At 60.0% G+C, this 21,788-nt stretch carries 20 protein-coding genes and 1 other annotated feature; of the genes, 5 read left to right on the top strand and 15 right to left on the bottom strand.

What is annotated here, in order from left to right; translation table 11 throughout:
* Positions 1 to 185, top strand: a 185-nt coding sequence (locus ACFO3S_RS25680; RefSeq protein WP_378101991.1) for a hypothetical protein, incomplete at its 5' end; no start/stop codon positions are given.
* A 24-nt stretch (positions 186 to 209) separates the two neighbouring features.
* Here ACFO3S_RS25680 and cysK read toward each other — a convergent pair.
* The 4 genes from cysK to ACFO3S_RS25700 form a co-directional block, all read right to left on the bottom strand.
* On the bottom strand, positions 210 to 1,127 hold the full coding sequence (gene cysK / locus ACFO3S_RS25685; protein ID WP_378101994.1) for a cysteine synthase A: 918 nt from the start codon (positions 1,125 to 1,127) through the stop codon (positions 210 to 212).
* 11 nt (positions 1,128 to 1,138) lie between these two features.
* Positions 1,139 to 1,648, bottom strand: a complete 510-nt coding sequence (locus ACFO3S_RS25690; protein WP_378101995.1) for a hypothetical protein — start codon at positions 1,646 to 1,648, stop codon at positions 1,139 to 1,141.
* 110 nt (positions 1,649 to 1,758) lie between these two features.
* Entirely contained in the window at positions 1,759 to 2,178 is a 420-nt protein-coding gene (locus ACFO3S_RS25695; protein ID WP_378101998.1) for a DUF350 domain-containing protein, read from the bottom strand.
* 15 nt (positions 2,179 to 2,193) lie between these two features.
* Complete coding sequence (locus ACFO3S_RS25700) at positions 2,194 to 4,554, bottom strand: endonuclease MutS2 (RefSeq protein ID WP_378102001.1); 2,361 nt, start codon at positions 4,552 to 4,554, stop codon at positions 2,194 to 2,196.
* A gap of 105 nt (positions 4,555 to 4,659) precedes the next feature.
* Between ACFO3S_RS25700 and ACFO3S_RS25705 the strand changes: the two genes are divergently transcribed.
* Positions 4,660 to 5,016 carry a phage holin family protein gene (locus ACFO3S_RS25705; RefSeq protein ID WP_378102003.1) on the top strand — a complete coding sequence of 119 codons (357 nt, stop codon included), beginning with the start codon at positions 4,660 to 4,662 and terminating at the stop codon, positions 5,014 to 5,016.
* A 203-nt stretch (positions 5,017 to 5,219) separates the two neighbouring features.
* Positions 5,220 to 5,594: a cupredoxin domain-containing protein gene (locus tag ACFO3S_RS25710; RefSeq protein WP_378102005.1), complete on the top strand. Its 375-nt coding sequence runs from the start codon at positions 5,220 to 5,222 to the stop codon at positions 5,592 to 5,594.
* A gap of 78 nt (positions 5,595 to 5,672) precedes the next feature.
* Here ACFO3S_RS25710 and zapA read toward each other — a convergent pair whose 3' ends face one another.
* From zapA to ACFO3S_RS25735, 5 genes are all read right to left on the bottom strand, one after another.
* Positions 5,673 to 7,793: a cell division protein ZapA gene (zapA, locus tag ACFO3S_RS25715; RefSeq protein ID WP_378102008.1), complete on the bottom strand. Its 2,121-nt coding sequence runs from the start codon at positions 7,791 to 7,793 to the stop codon at positions 5,673 to 5,675.
* A gap of 207 nt (positions 7,794 to 8,000) precedes the next feature.
* Positions 8,001 to 10,448, bottom strand: a complete 2,448-nt coding sequence (gene pheT, locus ACFO3S_RS25720; protein ID WP_378102011.1) for a phenylalanine--tRNA ligase subunit beta — start codon at positions 10,446 to 10,448, stop codon at positions 8,001 to 8,003.
* A gap of 70 nt (positions 10,449 to 10,518) precedes the next feature.
* On the bottom strand, positions 10,519 to 11,553 hold the full coding sequence (gene pheS, locus ACFO3S_RS25725) for a phenylalanine--tRNA ligase subunit alpha (protein ID WP_378102014.1): 1,035 nt from the start codon (positions 11,551 to 11,553) through the stop codon (positions 10,519 to 10,521).
* 44 nt (positions 11,554 to 11,597) lie between these two features.
* Positions 11,598 to 11,870, bottom strand: a binding site (T-box leader).
* Between the two features lie 106 nt (positions 11,871 to 11,976).
* Complete coding sequence (locus tag ACFO3S_RS25730) at positions 11,977 to 12,819, bottom strand: MBL fold metallo-hydrolase (protein ID WP_378102017.1); 843 nt, start codon at positions 12,817 to 12,819, stop codon at positions 11,977 to 11,979.
* A 24-nt stretch (positions 12,820 to 12,843) separates the two neighbouring features.
* On the bottom strand, positions 12,844 to 13,173 hold the full coding sequence (locus tag ACFO3S_RS25735; protein WP_378102173.1) for a DUF2512 family protein: 330 nt from the start codon (positions 13,171 to 13,173) through the stop codon (positions 12,844 to 12,846).
* Between the two features lie 140 nt (positions 13,174 to 13,313).
* On the opposite strand from ACFO3S_RS25735, the gene ACFO3S_RS25740 reads away from it, so the two are divergent.
* Together ACFO3S_RS25740 and ACFO3S_RS25745 are read left to right on the top strand one after the other, a co-directional pair.
* Entirely contained in the window at positions 13,314 to 13,709 is a 396-nt protein-coding gene (locus ACFO3S_RS25740; protein ID WP_378102020.1) for a hypothetical protein, read from the top strand.
* Between the two features lie 128 nt (positions 13,710 to 13,837).
* Positions 13,838 to 14,692 (top strand): manganese catalase family protein, encoded by an 855-nt coding sequence (locus ACFO3S_RS25745; RefSeq protein ID WP_378102022.1) that lies wholly within the window; start codon positions 13,838 to 13,840, stop codon positions 14,690 to 14,692.
* Between the two features lie 63 nt (positions 14,693 to 14,755).
* On the opposite strand, the gene ACFO3S_RS25750 is transcribed toward ACFO3S_RS25745, so the two are convergent.
* The 6 genes from ACFO3S_RS25750 to ACFO3S_RS25775 all read right to left on the bottom strand — a co-directional run bounded on the left by ACFO3S_RS25750 (position 14,756) and on the right by ACFO3S_RS25775 (position 21,595).
* Complete coding sequence (locus tag ACFO3S_RS25750; RefSeq protein WP_378102025.1) at positions 14,756 to 15,388, bottom strand: YcnI family copper-binding membrane protein; 633 nt, start codon at positions 15,386 to 15,388, stop codon at positions 14,756 to 14,758.
* A gap of 134 nt (positions 15,389 to 15,522) precedes the next feature.
* Complete coding sequence (locus ACFO3S_RS25755; protein WP_378102028.1) at positions 15,523 to 16,200, bottom strand: response regulator; 678 nt, start codon at positions 16,198 to 16,200, stop codon at positions 15,523 to 15,525.
* Positions 16,197 to 17,111 (bottom strand): sensor histidine kinase, encoded by a 915-nt coding sequence (locus ACFO3S_RS25760; protein ID WP_378102031.1) that lies wholly within the window; start codon positions 17,109 to 17,111, stop codon positions 16,197 to 16,199. The genes ACFO3S_RS25755 and ACFO3S_RS25760 overlap by 4 nt, the downstream gene beginning before the upstream one ends.
* Entirely contained in the window at positions 17,112 to 18,776 is a 1,665-nt protein-coding gene (locus ACFO3S_RS25765) for a copper resistance CopC/CopD family protein (protein ID WP_378102034.1), read from the bottom strand.
* A 283-nt stretch (positions 18,777 to 19,059) separates the two neighbouring features.
* Positions 19,060 to 19,452 carry a gamma-glutamylcyclotransferase family protein gene (locus ACFO3S_RS25770; RefSeq protein WP_378102037.1) on the bottom strand — a complete coding sequence of 131 codons (393 nt, stop codon included), beginning with the start codon at positions 19,450 to 19,452 and terminating at the stop codon, positions 19,060 to 19,062.
* Between the two features lie 28 nt (positions 19,453 to 19,480).
* Entirely contained in the window at positions 19,481 to 21,595 is a 2,115-nt protein-coding gene (locus ACFO3S_RS25775) for a putative bifunctional diguanylate cyclase/phosphodiesterase (RefSeq protein WP_378102039.1), read from the bottom strand.
* Between the last annotated feature and the right edge of the window lie 193 nt (positions 21,596 to 21,788).

Below are 21,788 nucleotides of genomic sequence, written 5' to 3' on the forward strand. Positions count from 1 at the left end.
ATTACTATTACGAATACCGCTTCCGATGCAACAACGCCCACGCTCCCGTTCAGGCGCTCAGCAGCCTTATTCTTGGCGCTTGCACCACGATCTACACCCTGAACGAGTACGGCATGCTCCGGGAGAGGAAAAGACGAGACCATCGGAAAAACGCCCGCGTCTCCGCGAGCGTCCTCATATCGTGAACGATAAACATAAACTAAAAAAGATTAAAACAGATCCATGCTCATGTAGCGCTCGCCCGTATCCGGAGCGATGCAGAGTACGCGTTTGCCCGGACCCAGTCGCCGAGCGACTTGCAGCGCAGCCCATACGGAAGCGCCGGACGAGGGGCCCACGAGCAGGCCCTCAAGGCGAGCCAGGCGTCTGGTCGTCTCTAGAGCGTCGTCGTCCTTCACTTGGATGATCTCGTCATACACGGACGTATTCAGAATTTGCGGAACGAATCCGGGGCTTGTCCCAACGAGCTTATGCGGACCGGGTTGGCCGCCGGACAGGACGGGAGATCCTGCCGGCTCTACAACCGCAACATGAAGGCCGGGAAGCTTCTCCTTTAGAACTTCTCCCGTTCCGGTGATCGTTCCTCCCGTGCCCGAAGTTGCGACGAAGGCGTCCAATCGCCCCTCCGTCTGCTCTAGAATCTCCAAAGCAGTCGTTGTACGATGGACGTCTGGATTGGCGGCGTTTTCGAATTGGTTCGGCATATAGCTGCCGGGGTTCTGCTGAATTAACTCACGCGCCTTCTCGATTGCTCCGGGCATTCTCTCGGCTGCCGGCGTCAGCACGACTTCCGCGCCGTAAGCGCGAAGAAGCGAGATGCGCTCTGCCGTCATATTGTCGGGCATCACCAGAATAAGCCGATAACCTCGGGCAGCGGCGTACATGGCCAGCCCGATTCCCGTGTTGCCGCTCGTCGGCTCCACGATCAGACTTCCCGGGCCGATCAGACCCCGAGCTTCGGCGTCCTTCAGCAGGCCGGAAGCGGCACGATCTTTAACGCTGCCGCTTGGGTTCATTTTCTCCAGTTTGACGAATACTTGAGCGTCTTCCGGCCCGACCAGACGCTGCAGCTCTACAGCAGGGGTATTGCCGATCAGCTCGATGACGGAATTGACAATGCGGGTCATCCTAAGTTCTCCTATCGCTTCTGACTTAGTCGGCGTACCAGCTGTTGGCGTTCAGCTTCGCCAAGGAAAGAGTGCACCGTAAAGCAGGACGGGCACGCATAGGTGATCAACTTGAAGGGCGCCTCCAGCAAAGCCTCTCCTAGAAGAGCTGGCTCACGAGGCGTAAACCCGGAAGCGGCGATCGACTGTTCTCCGACTTCTACCATATATTCGCGGCAAAGCGGACATTCGGGTACGTGCTCCTGCTCATCGTACAGCTCCTCCAACGTTTGTTCGAATTGCTGCAGCTCTTCGCTGGATTCCAAATCCTCATCATCCATCCAGCTTAAATCTTCATCGTCGTCGATGGAGATCGAACGCTCTTCGTCCTCTTCGTCCTCTTCCTCCTCGTCTCCGATGTGGAGCTGCAGAGTGCGGTAGCCGTCGAGCTCGTTCTCGCATACCGGGCATATTTTCTCGGGCTCTTCGCCTTCTTCCTGGACGATCTCGCTTTGACACCACGGGCAGATCAGGACCGACATGTAGGCCTCAGGCCTCCTTCATCAAATAGAATACGCCAACCGCGATAAACAAAATCGCCAAGGCCAGCAAAGTCCCCCACAAATACTTCATAGCTCTTGTTCCCTCCGGGTTAGATGACGGCTGCGCCGATAATGTAGGATAGAGAGACAGACAACACGAGAGATAACAGCCCTACCGCCCGATTATCCTTGCTGATTTCCTCGTCGACCCTGAAAACCGGGGTAAAAAATTCGAACAGGAAATACGCCACAAGCAGCAGCAAAAAACCGACGGCCGACCACAAAATGCTCTGATAAATCGTATCGTTCGCTTCAATCGAAAAACGAAAGATGTTGCATATTCCGAAAATTTTACCCCCGGTCGCCATGGCTGCCGCCAAGTTGCCTCTGCCGATCTCCTTCCATCCATCGTACCTCGTCACCAACTCGAAGCAAGAGAGAAACACGATCAAGGACAAAATTCCTACGGAAAAATAAGCCAAAACCGCAAGAAACGGCTGAGACATAATGGAATCGACAACTTCCTGCATTCGAAAGACCTCCCGTTAATGAAGCTCGGCTACGGATACGCCCGCGCCGCCTTCCCCGAATTGGCCTAACCGGTAGTTTTTGACGTGCTTATGACGCCGCAGAAATTCCTGCACTCCACTGCGCAAGGCGCCGGTGCCTTTGCCGTGAATGATGTAGACCTGCCCCAGGTTGCCGAGGAAAGCTTCGTCCAGGAAACGGTCCACTTCTATAAGCGCCTCGTCCAGCGCCATTCCCCGCAAGTCAAGCTCCGTTCGGACGCTTTCGTCGCGAGAGCGTTTGACAGTCGTCGCTTGCGCCTGAGGCTTGCCGGCTGCCGGCGCGCGAACCGGCTCCAGATCGGCCAGAGCAACCTTCATCTTCAGAATGCCAAGCTGAACGACCGCCTCTCCGCTGCCGCTAAGCTCGACGACGTGCCCTTTCTGTCCGTTCAAGCTGTGAACCTTGACTTCGTCCCCCGGTTCGATCCTCGCCGGCTTCGCTCCCTTCTGGCGGACAGGCTTGGCAACCGGGTCCGGAACGGCCTCCTCCAACCGCCTTTTGGCTTCGATCAGCTTATGCTCCTTGACCGACGCGCCTTCTTCCAAGGCGAGCCGGCGAAGATCGGATATAATCTCCTCGGCTTCGCGCTTGGCTTTGGCCACTTGCTGGCGCGCTTCCTCCCGGGCCGCTTCCATCAGCTTCGCTCTTTGCTCCTGCAGCTTGAAACGCTCTTCCTGTATTTCTATACGCAGCTTCTCGGTCTCCAGTCGCAACATTTCGGCGGTTTGCCTTTCCGACTCGGCTTGCAGGCGATCCCGCTCCAGAGAAGCAATCATCGAATCGACTTTCAACTCGTCCTCGCTGACCTCGCCTCGCGCATGATCGATGATGCTTTTCGGAAGTCCGAGCCGCTCGGCGATCGCGAACGCGTTGCTCCGGCCCGGAACGCCGACGAGCAGCCGGTAAGTCGGCCGCAGCGTAGCTACGTCGAATTCCATACTCGCGTTAATGATGCCGTCCCGATTATATGCGTATGCCTTCAGCTCGCTATAATGCGTCGTGGCGATCAGCCGGCAGCCCAGCTTCTGCAGATGCTCCAAAATCGCAATGGCCAGCGCGGAGCCCTCCGCCGGATCCGTACCGGCGCCAAGCTCGTCAAGCAGAACGAGGCTGCGGTTCGTCACCTGTCCCAGCATCGAAATCAGGTTGGTCATATGGCTGGAGAACGTACTCAGACTCTGTTCGATGCTCTGCTCGTCCCCGATGTCCGCGAAGATGCCGTCGAACACGCATAGCTGACTGCCATCCTCCGCCGGCACGAACAAGCCGGACATCGCCATCAGGCTGAGCAGGCCGATCGTTTTGAGCGAGACGGTTTTGCCGCCGGTGTTCGGACCGGTGACGATGATCGACGAGTAGCTCTCCCCCAGTTCGATATCGATCGGCACGGCAGTCTTCATGTCCAGAAGAGGGTGCCTCGCCCTGCGGAGATGAAGCCTGCCTTCATCGTTCATCGCCGGCAGCGTGGCCGAAAGCGCGTGCGCCAGGGACGCCTTGGCGAAAATAAAATCGATCAGCCCCAATATCTCCGCGTCTCCGGCCAGCAAATCGGCGCGCTCTCCGACTTCGGCCGTCAGCTTGCGCAGGATGCGTTCGATCTCGTTCTGCTCCCTGATCTTCAGCTCCCGCAGCTTGTTATTCATCTGCACGACCGCCTCCGGCTCGATGAAGAGCGTTGCGCCGCTGCCCGATTGATCGTGCACGATGCCTCCGAAATGAGCCCGGTACTCCTGCTTCACCGGAATGACGTAACGGTCGTTGCGCATCGTAATTAACGTTTCCTGAAGCATCTTCTGAACCGTTCCGGAACGGATCAGGCTCTCCAGCTTCTCCCTGGCTCTGCCTTCGTTGGTTCGAATCTCCCTGCGCACGGCGGCCAGCTCAGGGCTTGCCGAGTCGAGCACTTCCCCCTGCTCGTCGACGCATCTGCGAATCTCGTCCTCCAGAGGCTTAAAATCGGTCAGCGGCTCGCACAGATCGGACAGCAGCGGAAGCGCCGTCTCCTCTCCTGCAACGGCAATATAACGGCTCAAGCGGCGCGAGCCCATGATGAACTGCGCGATCTCCATCAGTTCGGGAGGCTGCAGCATCCCCTGTAGCTTGGCGCGCTGAAGAGAGGAACGAATATCGGTAATCCCTCCGAAGGATGGGGCTCCCTTCAGAGTTACCGTTCTGACCGCTTCGTCCGTCGCGGCCAAGCGGCGGTTGACGATCTCCAGCTCCCGGCTTGGCGTCAGCCTTTCCGCCTCTTCCTTGCCCAGCGTAGTGGAAGCCAGTCCCGTCAGCCGGAAAATGATTTTGTCATACTCCAATGTATGTAAAGCCTTCTCGTTCACGGCAAGGTCATCTCCTTCGCCTTTTATTATAGCCGAATCGTTCATCCATGCGAAAGCATAGGGATCGCAACTCGGGACAAACTACATCCAGAGGAGGTCGAAAACATGAATGTAATCGGTACGATCGTTCGCTTTGTCGTCGCAGCCATCGTGTTGATGATCGTCGGCTGGCTCGTCCCTCAGTTTTCCGTGGGCGGATTCTGGAGCGCTCTAATGCTGGCGGTCGTCATCGCCGTGCTGGGGTGGATTATTGAAGGAATCTTCGGCAAAAAAGTGACCCCGTTCGGTCGGGGGATTGTCGGATTCCTAAGCAGCGCTCTTGTCATCTGGTTGGCCCAGTTCGTCGTCGGAAACGTCGAGGTGACCGTTATCGGCGCACTGCTTGCGGCTCTGATTATCGGGATTATCGATTTGTTTATTCCGATCGCGTCCCCATATGAGGCCGGAAGACAAAAGAGCTGACAAAACGAGCGCTTCAAGGCCTCTTTGCTCTCTGCGAAGAGGCCTTGCTCGCGTTTAAGGACGGAGACTCCGCTGCAAAGATGTCATGACTCCGCCATAGATTAAGGATAAGGGACGGCGGCGATTATGGTACAATATCCGGGGGGCGGAATATAGAAAGAGATCAACCGCCTATCCCTATTACGGGTACGGAGGATATTGCCATGCAAAGAAAAATCGGCTACTTATTGACCCTCGCGGCATTAACGCTGGCGTTGTCGGCATGCGGAGGAAACGATACAAAATCCTCAAGCGGTTCACCGGCAAGCGAAGAAGCCTACTCCCAGGAAGTCGTGATCAAAGCGAGCAACTGGGATTTCGATCAAGAGGAATACAGTTTGCCGAAGGACACTCCCGTGAAGCTGACGCTTGAAAACCTGAGCGGAGCGCACGGCATCGAGATTGTCGGACAGGATATTACGATCAGAGGCAACAAGTCCAAAGTCGTCACGCTGCCTGCAGGCACTTACGAAGTCCGCTGCAACATTATTTGCGGACAAGGCCATGCGAATATGATCACGAAGATCGTCGTTAGTTAGAGCCTATAGAACGGGTTCAGGGCGCTTCCTCCGGGCATATCCGGATGAAGCGCCCTTTTTGCGGGTGTCGCAAGCCGTTTATTCCTGCTCCAGCATATCGATCCATTCGTTATATTCGTCCTGAAGCTTTCTGTATTCGTCGGACAGCTTGGCATGTTCGGCGCGAAGCTGCTCGAATTCCGCACGCAGCTTCTCTCCTGACGCGGCCTGCTCTCGAAGCTGCTCCAAGACGGCGGGATCCGCTTCGCTGGAAGGAGCAGCGGCCGCTTCTGCCCTCGCCGCCTCCAGCTCCTGCTCCGCGCGCTCGACAGCCTCGCCCAGCTCGCGACGAGAACGATCCAGCTCTTCCCGCTCCTTCTCGAGCTCCCGAATCCGTTCGTCGGCAGTCTGACGCCCATGCTCGGAGGCGGAAAGACGATCCTGCAGCTGCCGGATCTTTTCTCTCCAGCTCTGCTCCCATTCCTCTCGACCGGACAGCTCCCGGGCCAGCTCCTCCTTCTCCTGTCGAGCTTCCTCCAGCGCCTCCTGTTGAGAGCGCAGCCGCTCGGCTGTCTGAACCTCGACTTCCTGCAGCATCTCCTGCTGCTCGAGCACGGTTTTTCTCTGGTCCTCCGCATCGGCCGCCCATCGCTCGACATCGCTCTCCAACCGCTGGCGCTCTTGCTGCCACTGCTTCTCTTTGGCTAACCATTGCGCTTGCTCGGAAGACAGCGTCTCCAGCTTGCTCTTCGCGGCTTCAAGCTCCTCCGAATAGAGCGTCTCCAGCTCTTGCAGTTCCGCGGCATGCGCCTGAGTCAGCCGAGCTTCCGCTTCCCGCTTTTCCTGGGCAAGCCGTTCCTCAAGTCTTGCCCGCTCAAGCGCGAGCTCCTCCTTCAGCCTCTGCTCCGCCTCGGATGCGGCTTTCGCCAACTCTTCCGCCGCTCTAGCCCTTTCAGCGGCCAACGCCTTCTCAAGTTCGGCTCGTTCGGCCGCCAGCCTGCGCTCCGCTTCCTCCTGGGCAGCCTCGAGCGCGTTCGCCTTCTCCAGCTTCGCCTGCTCCAGCTCGAGCTCCGCCGCCTGCTTTGCTTGCTCCCGTTCGGACGCCGCTTCTCGCTTCGCGGCCTCCAGTTCGGCTTCGGCTTGCTCCTTCGCCTTCCGCAGATCGGCATCCGCTTGACGCCGGGCTGCCGCCAACGCCTCCGCCGCCTGCTTCCGCGCGGCCTCCAGCTCGGAGACCGCCTGCTGCTTCTGCTGCTTCTGCCGCTCCAACTGCTCGGCGAAATCCGCCCTTAAGCCCGCCAACTTCCGCTCCGCCTCCGCCTCCGACTGCGCCAGCTTCTCGGCCGCTTGGGTCCGTGCGGCCTCAAGCTCCGCCTCGGCTTCTCTCTTGGCGGTCTCGAGAGCCGCTTCCGCGCGGGCCAGCTCCGCCTCATAGCTCTCCCTCAGCATCTCCTGCTCGGACGAGCAGCGAGCCTTGATCGCTTCCTGCTCGGCTGCGGCTTGCTCCCGTACCGCTTCCAATTGTTGAGCTGCCCGGTTCTGGACTTCCTCCAGCTCCGCGGCCGCCTGGGCTTTGACCGCCCCCAGCTCTTCGGCCGCCTGCGCCCGGAGCGATTGCAGCTCCGCAGCCGCCTGGCTTTGTGCCGACTCCAGCTCTTCGCCTGCACGTGCCCGTACCGCTTCCAGCTCTTCGGCCGCCTGCGCCCGGAATGATTGCAGCTCCGCAGCCGCCCGGCTTTGTGCCGACTCCAGCTCTTCGCCTGCACGTGCCTGTGCCGCTTCCAGCTCTTCGGCTGCACGTGCCTGTGCCGCTTCCAGCTCCTCGGCCGCACGAGCCTGTACCGCTTCCAGCTCCGCAGCCGCCTGCGTCCTCTCGGCCAGAAGCTCGGCCGAAGCCTGCTCCTTCAACGTCTCGAGCTCGCTGGCCAGCGCCTTCCCGGTTTTGTCCAGTTCGTCGATCCGAAGCTGCTGCTCGTGCTCTGTTTTCAACAGCTGCTCGTTCTCCCTGCGCAAGCGGAGAAGCTCGTCGGCGATGTTCACAGCGGAGAGCACGGCCAGCTTCGGCAGATCGAGCCTGGGCGAACCGACGTTCACCTTGTTCATCTGATCGTTCACCAGAGCGGCGACTCTTTTCATATATTCCGTGCTGGTATGTCCCGTTATCGTATATTGCGTTCCATATATGTCAACGGTGACCCGCGTCTTATCTTGATTGCTCATGGCGTGATCCTCCCATTGCATTCGTATTGATTTATCAAGCATAACGGCTTACGCCGTCCTTGGGACCAGCGGCATAACGTTTATGTCGGAGGTGATTCGGATCTAGATAGCGGATTTATACTTTCTCAATCACGTAACAAAAGCAGCGAACCATCCTCTGCCAACCGGCGTCTAGATGTATTCGCTGCCTCCCTTATCGTTTCCTGCCTATTTCCGAAGTTCCGCCCCGTAAGATTGTTCCAGCTGCGCCAGCACGCGGGCGTGCGCCTCTCCGACTTCCTCGTCCGTCAACGTCCGTTCCGAATGGCGATACACGAGCGCCAACGCCACGCTCTTCTTGTCGCTGCCGATCCGCTCTCCGGTATAGACGTCGAACACCTTCACCGATTCCAGCAGCTCGCCCGCGGACGCGGCAATCGTCTCCGTCAACGCTCCGCCGGCGACGCCGCGATCGACGACGACCGCGATATCGCGCTCGATCGCCGGATACCGCGGAAGGACGCGATATTCGATGCGCGCATCGGCATATTCGTAAACCGGCTGAAGCTCCAACTCCGCCACATACGTGTCGGGCAGATCGAATTCCCGCTGCGTCTCGGGATGCAGCTGGCCGACGTAACCGATCGTCTCGCTGCCGCGCTCCGTGCGGATAACGATCGCTGCGGTACGGCCCGGATGGAAGCCCTCCGGCCGGGCAGCCTCGTAGGAGACGAGGCCGGACAAGCCGAGGCGGTCGAACGCTTTCTCCAGAATGCCCTTGGCGTCGTAGAAATCGACAGACTCCGCGCTCCGGTTCCAGGAGGCTGCGCGGCGGTTGCCGGACAGCAGCAGAGCCGCTCTCGGCTTCTCGTTCGGCAGCCTGGTCAGCTTCTCTTCGTCCGTATGATAGACGTTGCCGATTTCGAACAACGCGATATCGTGATTTTTCCGATTCACGTTATAGACAGCGGCCTCGAGCAGGCTGGGAAGAAGCGTCGTGCGCAGAACGCTGCGCTCTTCGCTCATCGGCATCGCCAGCGCGATTGGCCTGGCGCCTGCAGACAGCTCGGCGAACAGCTCCGTTCTGGGAAGAGACGTCACGGAATAGCTGATCGCCTCGTGCAAGCCCGCTCCAGTCAGAATTTTTCTCAGCTCGCGGCGAATCGCCTGCGGCTTCGTCAGGCTGCCGGCCGTCGTCGGCCCTTCGATCAGCGTCGTCGGAATCGCATCGTAGCCGTGCAGTCGAGCGATCTCTTCGATCAGATCGACGTCCCGCGCAATATCTCCGCGACGGGACGGGACGGCGACCCGCCAAAGGTCGTCTCCGCTTGCTTCCACTTCGAACTGCAGCCTGGAGAGGATCGTCTTGATCTCCAGGGCGGACAGCTCCGTTCCGAGCATGCCGTTCACGCGGGACAGCGACAGGTCGATGACGACAGGCTGAGGCGACGACACCTCCGCCTCCGCAATCCCTTCGACGACATGGCCTTCCGCATAGCGGACCATCAGCCCCGCCGCCCGGTCCAGCGCCGCCCGAACGCGAGCCGGATCGACTTCCTTCTCGAATCGAGCAGACGCTTCCGAGCGCAAGCCGAGCTGGCGCGACGTACGCCGAATCGTGCTGCCGTCGAATTTCGCCGATTCCAGTATGATGTCCGTCGTGCCCTCGGACACCTCCGAGTTGGCGCCGCCCATGACGCCGGCCAAGCCGATCGCCTTCTCCGCATCGGCGATGACGAGCATTCGCGGCTCCAGCTTGCGCTCCTGGTCGTCAAGCGTAACCAGCGTTTCGCCGTTTCGCGCCAGGCGAACGTCAATACGGCCGCCGGCGACTCGGCCCGCGTCGAATGCGTGCAGAGGTTGGCCGTATTCCAGCATCACATAGTTCGTAATATCGACGATGTTGTTGATGGGGCGAACGCCGGCCGCGATCAGACGATTCTGCATCCATTGCGGAGACGGAGCGATTTTCACGCCTTTAATGTAACGGGCGGTATACAGCGAGCAGTGCTCGGGAGCGCTGATCGTCACTCGCACGTAATCCGAGACGACCTCCGCCGACGCATAGATGTCCTTCGACGGATCGGGAAGCTGAAGCGGCCGCCCGGTCAACGCCGCCACCTCGTACGCCACGCCGAGCATGCTCAAACAGTCGGAACGGTTCGGCGTCAGATCGAGCTCGAGGATGTGATCGTCCAGCGCAAGCACGTCGAGAATGTCCCGTCCGATGTCCGTCTCCGGCGGAAGCACGAGAATGCCCTCCTGCTGCTCCTTCGGAAGCAGCTTGTCGTTGATGCCAAGCTCGCGCGCCGAGCAGATCATTCCCTGGGACTCTACGCCGCGCAGCTTCGCGCGCTTGATGTTCAAGCCTCCCGGCAGCTTCGCGCCGACGAGGGCCACCGGCACCTTCATGTCCGCGCCGACGTTCGGCGCTCCGCAGACGATCTGCAAGTCTTCGCCCGTCCCGGCGTCGACCGTGCAGACGCTCAGCTTATCCGCGTCGGGATGCTTTTCTCTCTTCTTGACGTAGCCGACCACCACGCCGCTGACGCCCTCGTTGCGGGAGGGCACAGTATCGATCTCGATGCCTCCCCGAGTCATCATCTCCGCCAGCTCCCGGGCGGAAATGCCGCTCAAATCGATATAGTCCGATAACCACCGATAAGATACGTTCATGGGAAACTCCCCTCATTTTTATTGTGTATGGATGGGCCCTCTCGGCCTGGCCGTTGCGGCGGGCGATTCGTCACATTTTGGCGAACTGGCTCAAGAACTTCGTGTCGTTCGCGTAAAAATGGCGGATGTCGTCGATGCCGTACTTCAGCAGCGCGATCCGTTCCACGCCCATGCCGAACGCGAAGCCGGTCACTTCCTGCGGATCGTAGCCGCCGTATTCGAGCACCTTCGGGTGGACCATGCCGCAGCCGAGAATTTCGATCCAGCCGGTATGCTTGCACATCCGGCAGCCGCTTCCGCCGCATTGGACGCACGTCACGTCGACTTCCGCGCTCGGCTCCGTAAACGGGAAGAAGCTAGGGCGCAGACGAATCTCCATCTGCGAGCCGTACATCTCGCGCACGAACTGCAGCAGCGTTCCCTTCAGGTCGCTCATGCGGAGGTTCGGCCCGATGACGAGTCCTTCGATCTGATGGAACATGAACGAGTGCGTCGCGTCGTCGTCGTCGCGGCGGTACACCTTGCCCGGGCAGATGACCTTGACGGGTGTCTTGCCGTTCATCGCTCTCATCGTGCGGATCTGCACGGGCGACGTATGCGTACGCAGCAAAATCTCGTCCGTAATGTAGAAGGAGTCCTGCATATCGCGGGCCGGGTGGTTTTTCGGCAAGTTCAGCGCTTCGAAATTGAAGAAGTCCGTCTCGACCTCCGGTCCTTCCGCGATCGTGTAACCCATGCCGACGAAAATATCCTCAATTTCCTGCGCCACCTTGTTCAGCGGGTGGACGGCTCCCGCAGCAGCCGCATGACCCGGCAGCGTCACGTCGATCGTCTCCGCCCGGAGCCGGTGCTCGGTGGCGGCGCGGTCGAAGCTGGCCTGCTTCTCCGCGATGACTGCTTCGATCGCCGCGCGCACCTCGTTGCCGACCTGCCCGATCGCCGGGCGCTCTTCGGCGCTGAGCGAGCCCATGCCGCGCAAAATTTCAGTGAGCTGTCCCTTCTTGCCCAAGTAATGTACGCGGAGGTCGTTCAGCGCAGCGGCGTCCGCCACGCCTTGCAGCTTATCCAGCGCTTCGCTCCGCAAAGCTTCCAATCGTTCCTTCATCTCTATTCTCCTTTTGGCGACAAAATAAAAAGGCCTCTTCTCCCGTAAGGGACGAAAAGACCGTGGTACCACCCTTGTTGGAACGTCCTGCCCGCTTCCGAGCCGGCGGCGCCTGACGGCTCGCCTGGGACATTCCCGCTTCGCGCGGCGTAACGGGCCGCAGCCGGTATCTCCTACTGTTATCGGTTCGATCCGACCGTTCAGAGACCTGCTCCGGAGCGAACTTCGGCAGCCTGGTTTCTTAGGAACGCTCGCAATCTTCGGCGTCCCCTCCCTGTAAGAAGGCGCTGCTTACTTTTCTCCATCGTCGCATTTGTGCATGTACTGATTATTATAGGGGATCGAGAAGCCGCAAGCAAGCCGATTATCGCAAATGTCGCCACTTATCCCCCCGCTGGAACGCCGAAGAAGCCCGTGATGAAGCTACACGGGCTTCTCTTCGTCCGGCAAGGCGATCCGATCGAAATCGTCTGCCAGCCGGCGCAAGCTCTCGGACAGCTCCTGTCCTTCCATCGGCCGCCCATGGCCCGTCACGGCCGCCTCGGGCTTAAGCGCCTCCAGCTTCAGAACCGATTGCTTGGCCAGCTTCCAGTCCGATGTGAAGTATTTCGGCGGACCGCTGATCTCCGGCTCCTGCAGCAGCACTTTATACACGGACTCCTGCTTGACGGTGACGAAAGCGTCGCCGGCGATCAGGGCGCGGGAGCTTTCCTGATAGTAGGAAACGTGGCCCTCCGTATGTCCCGGAGTGTGAATCCATCTCCAGTCCGGCATTAAAGGCACCGATCCGTCCGCCGGAAGGCTTTTCACATGACTGCCGAGATCGATCGGCTCATTCGGAAACCAGGGCGACAGCTTGGCTATCCATCCCCGGTCGGCCGTCGGATCCGGGGGCGGGTACGCCTGCCTTCCCGTCAGATAAGGAAGCTCCTCTCGATGGGCGTATACGGGAACCTTCCAATGACGAGCCAATTCGATGATCGCGCCGACATGATCGAAGTGACCGTGCGTAAGCAGAATCGCTCCCGGCGGGCGACCCGATCCGAAGCGTTCCTCTGCGGCCGATACGATCGTATCGGCCGTTCCCGGCATTCCCGCGTCGACCAGCAGCCAATCTCCGTGTCCGGGCCGTCCGACGAACACGACATTCACGATCTGTACCGTCAGCGCGAACAGATCCGGCCGCATTTCTATCCCCGAACCGCTGGTCACGGAAGTGACGGGCAATCGATGATAGTCGCTTCCGTAGCCCCATTCCGTCTCCATCGCGGCAGCTCCCCTTCTTTCGAGTTACGTGCGCACGGCAAAGCTCGGACGAAACAGGTGCCGATGCAAAAACCATTCGGCTATGCCCAGAATCGCCGTAATGACGAGCGCTTCGCCTGCGCTAAGAGGCCAGTTCATCAAATAGGCGATTCCCCACAGCACGACGAACGCGAGAACGGCGTCCGAGAGGGTGGCAATCGTATTATTCGTCGCGCGCAAGATCATCTGGTCGCCCACGAAGTAGGCGATTAAGGTGAGGACGGTGGCCGTAACCGCCGCGCTAAAAAAAGAAACGTCCGCATAATACATCAGCAACGTCACGACGATAACCCCGTTAAGCAACCATTTCAGCACAAATTTCAATTTGCCACCTTCTCCGCTTTTTTTCGTATTATGTTCCCCCCGCTTTCCGTTTATTCCATATCCCGCCTGAATAATTCATTGCGCTTAAGGAAACCTAAATCCGGTTCACCAATCCAAAGGAGGGTTTCGCCTTGAACTATGCCAATCCGCAATGGAGCCAATCCCTGCACCAATGCGAGCAGATCATTCAACAGCTGATCCATCAAACGCAGCAGGCCAGCCAAAATTACCAGATGCTTCTTCAGCAGGAGCAGCAAAACGCGCAGCGTCTGGAAGAGATTGCCCAAAGGGAGCAAAGAGCCGCCCAAACGATTCAAACCGCGCTGCAGGGGCACCAAACCGCGATTCAGCAATTGAATCAGGTATCCAACCTGTGCAGGCAGATCGAGCAAATGGCGCAGACGCAGTTCAACGCTTCCTTCGCCCAGTCGAATGCGTCCCAGCCGGTTAATCAAGCCTTCTCGCAGCAGCAGTATGCCCCCTATTCCTCCTCCGGTTCGAATTCGAACTTCAGGTCGATGCAATAGAGACACCGGCGGAATAGCCGCAGCGCCGATCCCGCGCCGGATCGCGTCCGGCATCAAGGAAAATGGCTTAACCACTACAGAGGCAGCCGGATGGTCCATCCCCTGCCTCTTTAAGGAGTTCAACCGACATGTACTACTACAAGGAAGAATTGATCAACATCATTCAGCCGGACAAGCCCGACCCTGCGGCCGCCAAGGTCTTGCAGGAGACGCTGGGCGGACAATTCGGCGAGATGCGGACGATGATGCAGTATTTTTTTCAAAGCTCAAATTTTCGCGGCCCGGGAAAAGCGTTCCGCGATCTGCTGCGCGGCGTCTTCCTCGAAGAGATCGCGCACGTCGAGCTGGTGCAGAATACCATTAATCAGCTGCTGAACGACTCGGGTCTCTCGGCGCCGGGAAACGCCGGAACCGACGCGGCTCCGCTCGACGAAGCGATCAAGCACGCCAATCCGCATCACTATATTATGGGCGCCAAGAGCAGCCTTCCCGTCGACGCCGCCGGCAATCCCTGGAACGGCTCCTGGGTTTACAGCCACGGCAACCTGGTCGCCGACATGCTGAACAACGTCATTCTGGAGTCGACGGGCGTGCTTCAAAAAACGAGAATATATGAGATGAGCTCTAACCAAACGTTCCGGGAGACGCTCGGGTTCCTGATTGTGCGTGACAACGCGCATCAGAACGCCTTCGCCAAGGCGCTGGAGACGCTTGGCGTAAACTGGGCGAAAATCTTCCCCGTGCCGAATTACGATATTCACAAATACCCGGAGTGCCGGAAGTACGTCGACCTGGGCTACCATAACGCCCAATTTAATTTCCGGCTGGACGAGACGCGCATCGCGGAAATTTTCCAAGGGGAAAGTCCGAGCCGCAGCAGCGGACAGCTGTCGGTCACTCCGCCTCCCAAGGGATTTCCGGTGCCGCAGCTCCCGGAGATGCCGAACGAACATAGCCCGGGACTCAGCGATCTGTCCCGGTAAGACGCCGAAATAGACGCCAAGGGACCCTCGGCGAACGAAGGTCCCTGTTCTCGTTTATTCCTATTATCCCCGTTTGGGCTTGCGGGCGATCGCAACGATTAGCGCCAGCACGCCTGCGGCAAGCCCGGCAATCGCCAGCGTTAACGTCAGCGTGTCGCGGCCGCCGTCATCCTTGGCATCGCTGCCCGAGGCCGCTTCGCTCGGAACGCCGTGTCCGTCGTCATGCCCGTCGCCCGTCGCCGCCGTGACGGTCGTCACCGAAGCCGGCTTGTCGGCGTCCGGAGCGCCGATCCATTCCACGACTTCCCCGTCCGAGTAGGTCTGATAGGCTTTCCAGACCAGCTCCTTCGCGTCTTCCGCGATCTTGCCCTGCATGCGGAACTCGCCGAACTCGATCGCGCCCAGACCGCTTCCCGCCGCCTTCCAGGTGACGCTGACGATTCGGTCCTCAGCGCCCCTCTCGACCTCGTACGTCCAGTCCGGCTTCGGCTCGAACCGGCTTATCGTGACGCCGTCCGGAATGGCCACCTTCACCTCTGTCGTCGAGGCATCCTTCTCGGACGGCACGCGAACGGTGAACACCTGATAGGAGTTCGACGGCGCCTCCTTCGGTTGAACCGTTACGTGGGCGCCGGCCAAGCCGGCGAAGCCGAACGACAAGACGAACGCGAGCAGCAGTGTTACGCTTTTTTTCATCACCAATTTCCAACCTTTCTGATTCCAATAGTTCGAGATACTCCCAGTATAGCTCTTTTCCAAGACGGGCGCATGACCCGAAAGAGTCATATGGACAGAATTCGCGCGGCGAGTCTGCTGCAATGACGGATTCCCTATTCGGGTTCGACGATGCCATGCTCGAACGCATAACGGGTCAGTTGGACGCGGTTATCCAAATGAAGCTTCTGCAGGATGTTTTTCAGATGATTTTTGACCGTATGCTCGGACAGCCCGAGCGACAGGGCGATCTCGCGATTTTTTCGGCCTCGGGCGACCTCCAGCAGAATGTCCCGCTCCCTCGGCGTCAATCCGCCGTCGTCCGAGGAGCGATCCCTCTGTCCGTCGGCGGGCGCGGCGGATTTGCGCTCGGCGAACTCGCGGAGAATGGACATGGCCAGATCGGGATTGAGCGGGGCCTCGTCGAAGGCGACCGCCCGTAAATAATCCCTCCAGGCGGCGGGGTTCAAGTTTTTCAGCAAATAGCCCTGCGCGCCCTTCTTGAGCGCTTCGAACAGATGCGAGGCGTCGTCCGACACCGTCACCATAATGATTTTCACCGCCGGATAAGCCGCCTTGATCGCCTTAACCGCCTCCAGGCCGCCCATCCCCGGCATATGGATGTCCATCAGAATCATATCCGGCGCCAGCTCTCCGGCCATCCGCAGCGCTTCCTCCCCGCTGGCCGCTTCTCCGACGACGACGAATTCCTCGAGCGCGGACACGATGGTCCTCATGCCCTCTCTGGCGTGCCGATGATCGTCGGCCAGCATGATACGAACGATTCCGCTCATTCCTTATCCGCCTTCCTTCCGCTCTTCCTAAGCTCGACTACCGTCCGCTCCCTGCGGCGCTCGGCCAGGAACGACCAGCCCATCGAACGGGCCCGGTCCCGGACCATGCGGAGACCGAAGCGGCCTTGCGCCTGAAGCGGATCGCCTTCGAATCCGACGCCGTCGTCCTCGACCCGGCAGCGGAAGCCGCCCGCGCCGTCCGGCTCCCCGACGACGTATACGCGCGAAGCTTGCGCGTGCTTGCGAACGTTGACGAGCGCCTCCCGGACGCAAGCATGCAGCTCGACCTTCTCCTTGTCGGTCAGACTGTCGTCCGGGATCGTCCAGACGAATTCCGCCCGGGCTCCGGTCAGTTCCGCCGTCTCGCCGAGCATCTCCCGCAGCGGCACGACCCAGGCGGCGGAATCCGGCGTAGGCGGCTGGCGAAGATTGGCGATCGCCTGGCGCACGTCCTCGTGCATGACCCGCACCGTCTCCCGAAGCCCTTCGGCCAGCTCCCGAACCGGCCCTTCCCGGCTCAGCTCGTCCAATTGATCCAGCTTGACGGCCAGCAGAAACATCGACTGCGAGATGCCGTCGTGCAGCTCCCGAGCCAGACTCTCTCGCTCCTCCAGCGCCGCCTTCGCCTCCTTCTCCCGCTGCAGCGCCGTCTGGGACTGCTCCATACGCGCGAACAGGCTGCGGACAAGCGTTAGCGTTACGGCAAGCACGATAAACGGCGCCAGCAGATTGCCCAGTTCCATCGATATGTACGGCAGAAGGAAGGCGTGCCGCACATATTCCCACAGGCCGATCGTCAGCGTCGGAATGAGCAGAATCAACCATTTCAGCCTTCTGTCCTTGCTCCGGTTGTCCAACGGCACGCACGCGCCTTTCCCGTTAATCAGCCGACGGCGATGCCGGCTTCCCATCTAGTACATCCGATAAGTCGTTTCGACGACCCTCTCCGTATCTTCCGAATCGGTCACGCGAACCTGGGCTTTCCATTCCCCGGCGAACGGCAGATAAGGTCCCTTCGCCGTATACGTCGATTTCTTGAAATCCGGGAAGGCGTCCAGCTCTTCGTCCTCGTAAGGCTGGAGCGGAACGTCGATGGGACCTACTCCCTCCTGGCCGAGCGGAAGCAGACGAAGCTGAACGTTCTTCGGTTCGCCTTGGCCGACCCATTCGGGCAGCCATATTTTGACCGTAAACCGGTTGTCGCCCGGAGAATTGGGAGAGATCCGCAGCGTCACGTGCAGATCCGTGCCCATCTTGTGATAATTGAGCGGTTCATTGACCGGCAGCGGCGTCTGATAGGTCAGAACGCCGACGCACAGCACGATGCCGGCCAGCAGTCCGACGTCCGCCTTCAGCAGGCTTCCCCGGGGAAGATCTCCCTTCTTCAGCCGCAGCCGGATCAAGAACGCCGTGACCGCTACGAGCAAAGACAAGCCCGCCTTGGCGATCAGCCATTTGCCCCAGGCGGTATATTGCAAATAGTCCAGAGACGGCAAATATTTCAGCGTCGACAACGTTCCCGTCACCCAGAGCGCGAGGAAGGAGATCAGCGCCCACTTGGAGAAGACGAGCGCGAATCTGCCCGCCTCCGGCCGTTCCTTCAGCCAGACGGCCAGCAGCAGCAGCAATCCGCCGCTCCATAACGCCGCCGCCAGAAGATGCGCGTAGTCCAGACCTACCGTATAGGCGATCGGATCGAACGCCGCAGCGTGTCCCGACCAGGCTTCGACGAACAGAGCGATCGCCGCCCATGCCGCTCGCGGCACGGCACCTAGCGCAGGCAGCAGCGGTGCGGCGAACGCCAGCAGCAGCTCGGCGATGTAGAGTTTGCCGATCGTCGTCTCGGTCAGAATCCGTCCCCATTCCGCCAGCGGCTCTCCTTGAGCCAGATCGCGCAGGCTGAAGAAGACGTAAGCCAGCGTGGCGATCATCGCGAATTTGCCCGCCAGGCCGAGCGCGCGGGAATGGCTGTCCCGGACGACGGCGGACATGCTGCGCAGCAAGCTCCAGAGCGCCAGCCCGGCGGCTGCCATCAGGCCGGCGTAGTACATCATTCTCGCCGCATAGAGCAGGAAGGCGTTCGCTCCCAGCCCCGATCCTCCGTGATCGTGAGCGTGACCGACCTGCTGATGCGGATTCAGCTTGCTGGCGTCGAGCGGAGCCGGATTGCCGACCGTAAACACGTAAGCGCCGGAGACCGGGTGGCCGTCCGCCGAGATGACCGAATAAGATACGGTATAATGCCCTTCCCCGAGGCTCGGCAGGCCGACCCGGATGCCTTTGCCTTCCTCGATCCGCTCGACCTCGCCCTTCGCGACGTTGCGAGAAGACTCGCCGAGCACGAGCAGCTTCGCGCCGCCGCTGTCCAGCCGCTCGTTAAAGATGAGCTCGACCGCCTCAGGGCCGACCTCCATTTTCGAATCCGCCTGCGGACTCGCCTTCTCCAGCGAGGCGTGGGCTTGCGCCCGGCCGGCCATGCCGAGGACGGCGAACAGAACAAGTCCGGCCGCAAGCAGAATAGGCGCGTAAGCGATTCGGGACGATCTCCCTCTGGTTATCCTCTGTAAAAAAGACATCTATGAAACCTCCAATAAATCAGTCAAGTCGCGTCGCCATCAACGAAAAACGGTTCCGTTAGGCACCTCTATCGTACCCGAACCGTTCTGCCGCTTCAACCGGCAAAGCCCCGGAGAACGGATCGTTCGCCGCGATTGTCCCTTATTCGCCATAAAATGGGGGCGGAGGTTTTGGCCGCGATTCAGCAGAGCCCGGATCGGGCCCCCGGCGATCAACCCCGTCACATAGAAGAGAGGCTCTCCCTTGGTCATCGCAGCGCGACCAGGGAGGCCTCTCTCGATATTATTCGATCTTCCGGCGGCGCAGGACGTCCGGCCACTCCTCCGCTTCCGCGAAGGGGAAGCCTCTCGCCTCCGGCCAGATATACCCCCAGCCGGCCAGCGACGGACGATGCGCGTCCGTCAGCCACACCCGCTCGTAATCGTTAAGCTCCTCGATGCCGCGGAAATCCTCCAGCTCGTCCAGCGCCGTCAGCCCTTCCCGGGAGATCTCCAGCCACGCGCCCCGCACGATCCTGTCCGAGCCGTCCGGCAGCAGCGCCGGATAAGGCCCCGCATCGACGAGCCGGCCGCGAACCGCGCCGGGCGCGACCGAATGCAGATAGGGCTTGACGACGTCGTGATGGCATTGGCCCGGAAGCAGCGAGCCGTACACGAACACCCGGACCGTCTTCATTTGCTGCCTCCTTGCTGCGCTCCATGCATTAGCCCGCCGACCGCCTTTTTTCCATATCCAGCTCGTACAGCGCCTGAAACTGCTCGGGCGGCACCGGCTTAGAGAAGTAATAGCCCTGCGCCTCCTGGCATTTCAATCGCTTCAGGAAGGCGGCCTGCCCTTCGCTCTCCACCCCTTCGGCCGTCACCGTCAGCTCCAGATTGCGCGCCATCTCCGAGATGCCGGATACGATCGCCGCGTCATTGCGGTCCGTCAGCACGTCGCCCACGAACGCCCGGTCGATCTTCAGCTTGTCGATCGGGAACCGCTTCAAGTAGTAGAGCGAGCTGTAGCCGGTTCCGAAATCGTCGATGCTGATCCGTACCCCCAGCGACTTGAGCTGCTTCAGCATCTCGGTGGCATAGGCAACGTCGGCCATAATGCTCTCGGTAATCTCAAGCTCCAGCCATTGCGGAGCGAGTCCGGTATCGGCCAGCACCTTCTCGATGCGCGAGCAGAGATCGTGCTGGCGAAATTGACGGATGGACAGATTGACGGAAAGCGCGATCGGCGGCAGTCCCCTGTCGTGCCAGCGCTTCATCTGCTCGCAGGCGCTGCGCAGCACCCATTCTCCCAGCGGCAGGATAAAACCGTTCTCCTCGCAGAGCGGAATGAATTCCGAAGGAGGTATCTCTCCCTTCTGCGGATGCCGCCATCTGAGCAGCGCCTCCACCCCGACGAGATGCTCGCGCTCGAGATCGACGAGCGGCTGGTACGCGAGGTGAAACTGGCCAAGCTCCAGCGCGATGCGCAGATCGTTCTCTAGCAGCAGCCTCTCCTTCGCCTTCAGATTCATCCGGGTTTCGTACCTTCTCCAGCCGTTGCGGGCTTCCTTCGCGCCGTACATCGCCGTGTCGGCATTCTGCAGCAGCAGATCAAGCGTTCTCCCGTCTTCCGGATAGACCGCCACCCCGACGCTTCCTGTAATGTGGAAGGCGGACGGCCCCACGCGAATCGGCGTATCGAACAGATCGACGAGGCGCTGCGCCGCGTCCTCCGCTTCTCCCGCTTCGCGAATATCGCTCAGCAGCACGGTGAATTCGTCTCCGCCGAGCCGGAAGACGTTCTCCGGCTTATCCGCATATTCCGTCAGCCGCTTGGAGATCGCAACGAGCAGCCGGTCGCCGAACGCATGACCCATCGAATCGTTAATCGTCTTAAACCGATCGATATCCAGCCAAAGCAGGGCGAATCGGCCGCCTCCGTGAAGCGCCCTCGACATTTCGGCCTTCACCCGCTCGGAGAACAGTCTCCGGTTGGGCAACGAGGTCAGCTCGTCGTGGAACGCCATGTACTGGATGCGGGCTTCCGTCTTTTTCTGCCGCTTGTAGGGTTCCTCGATCAGGACGAAGTAGATTCCCTTCAGCAGAAAATAGTAGCCGATCAGCTTAAAGCCTTCGCCCAGCAGATCCTGCGGCGAGCCGATTCCGGCTCCCAGCGTTTTCTCCAGCTTGGCGAGCAGCAGCCAGAGGAGCGCCTGGACGATCGTCAGCACCGATTCGGGGCGCTCCAGCCGATGGCGGTAGAGAAGAACGCCGATCGCCGCCGCGTAGCAGAGCAGCGTCAGCGCCTGCTGATACGGCTCGACCGCCGCGATCGTCGAAGCGTTCCAGCTCTCCGCGCGGAATACGAAGATCGAAGCGACCGCCAGCGCCGCCGTCAAAGGAATAATCGCCACCGCCCGGGTGAACGGCTTGACGATCGGATTGCGCAGCGAGAAGATGACGAGCAGGCCAAGCGCTCCCATCCCCTCCGCGATCCATTCCAGCACGATGCTGGGCATATCGCCGACGGCGCCGTCGTACAAGGGCATGCTCGGCGCGCTGACGGCGTGAAGCAGGCCCAGCAGACCGACGGCCGAGAACAGCGCGGCGGTCATCAGCCTATGTCTGCACAAGGTGGGGACGAACACCATCCAGCCGAGAATGAGCAGAGCAAAGCAGATCGCGAAGGCTAGAGACTCCAGAATGAGATGAACGGCATACCGGTCCAGCGATTCGAAGGACGCTTGCAGCCAGCCGTCGCTCCATTGAATGCCGGCGAACGCCGCGACCGCCAGAACAACCGTACACACCGTTTTCATTTCCGTGCGATTAATCGACATACACCGCCTCCGACGAATGGCCAATGGCTCTAACTCCATCCTGCCTTTTATTTTTCCACGCGCTCGCATTTTTTTCCTGCCGCCGGAGCCTTTTTTCGACATGATTTCGACAATTTCGGCCTTCGCGGGGCGCTCAAGAGCTGGGACCAACTTTTATTTGCAACGCTTTCCGATCTCACGGTACAATTACCCT

Source organism: Cohnella hongkongensis, from assembly GCF_042654645.1.
GTDB classification, from domain to species: domain Bacteria; phylum Bacillota; class Bacilli; order Paenibacillales; family Paenibacillaceae; genus Cohnella; species Cohnella hongkongensis.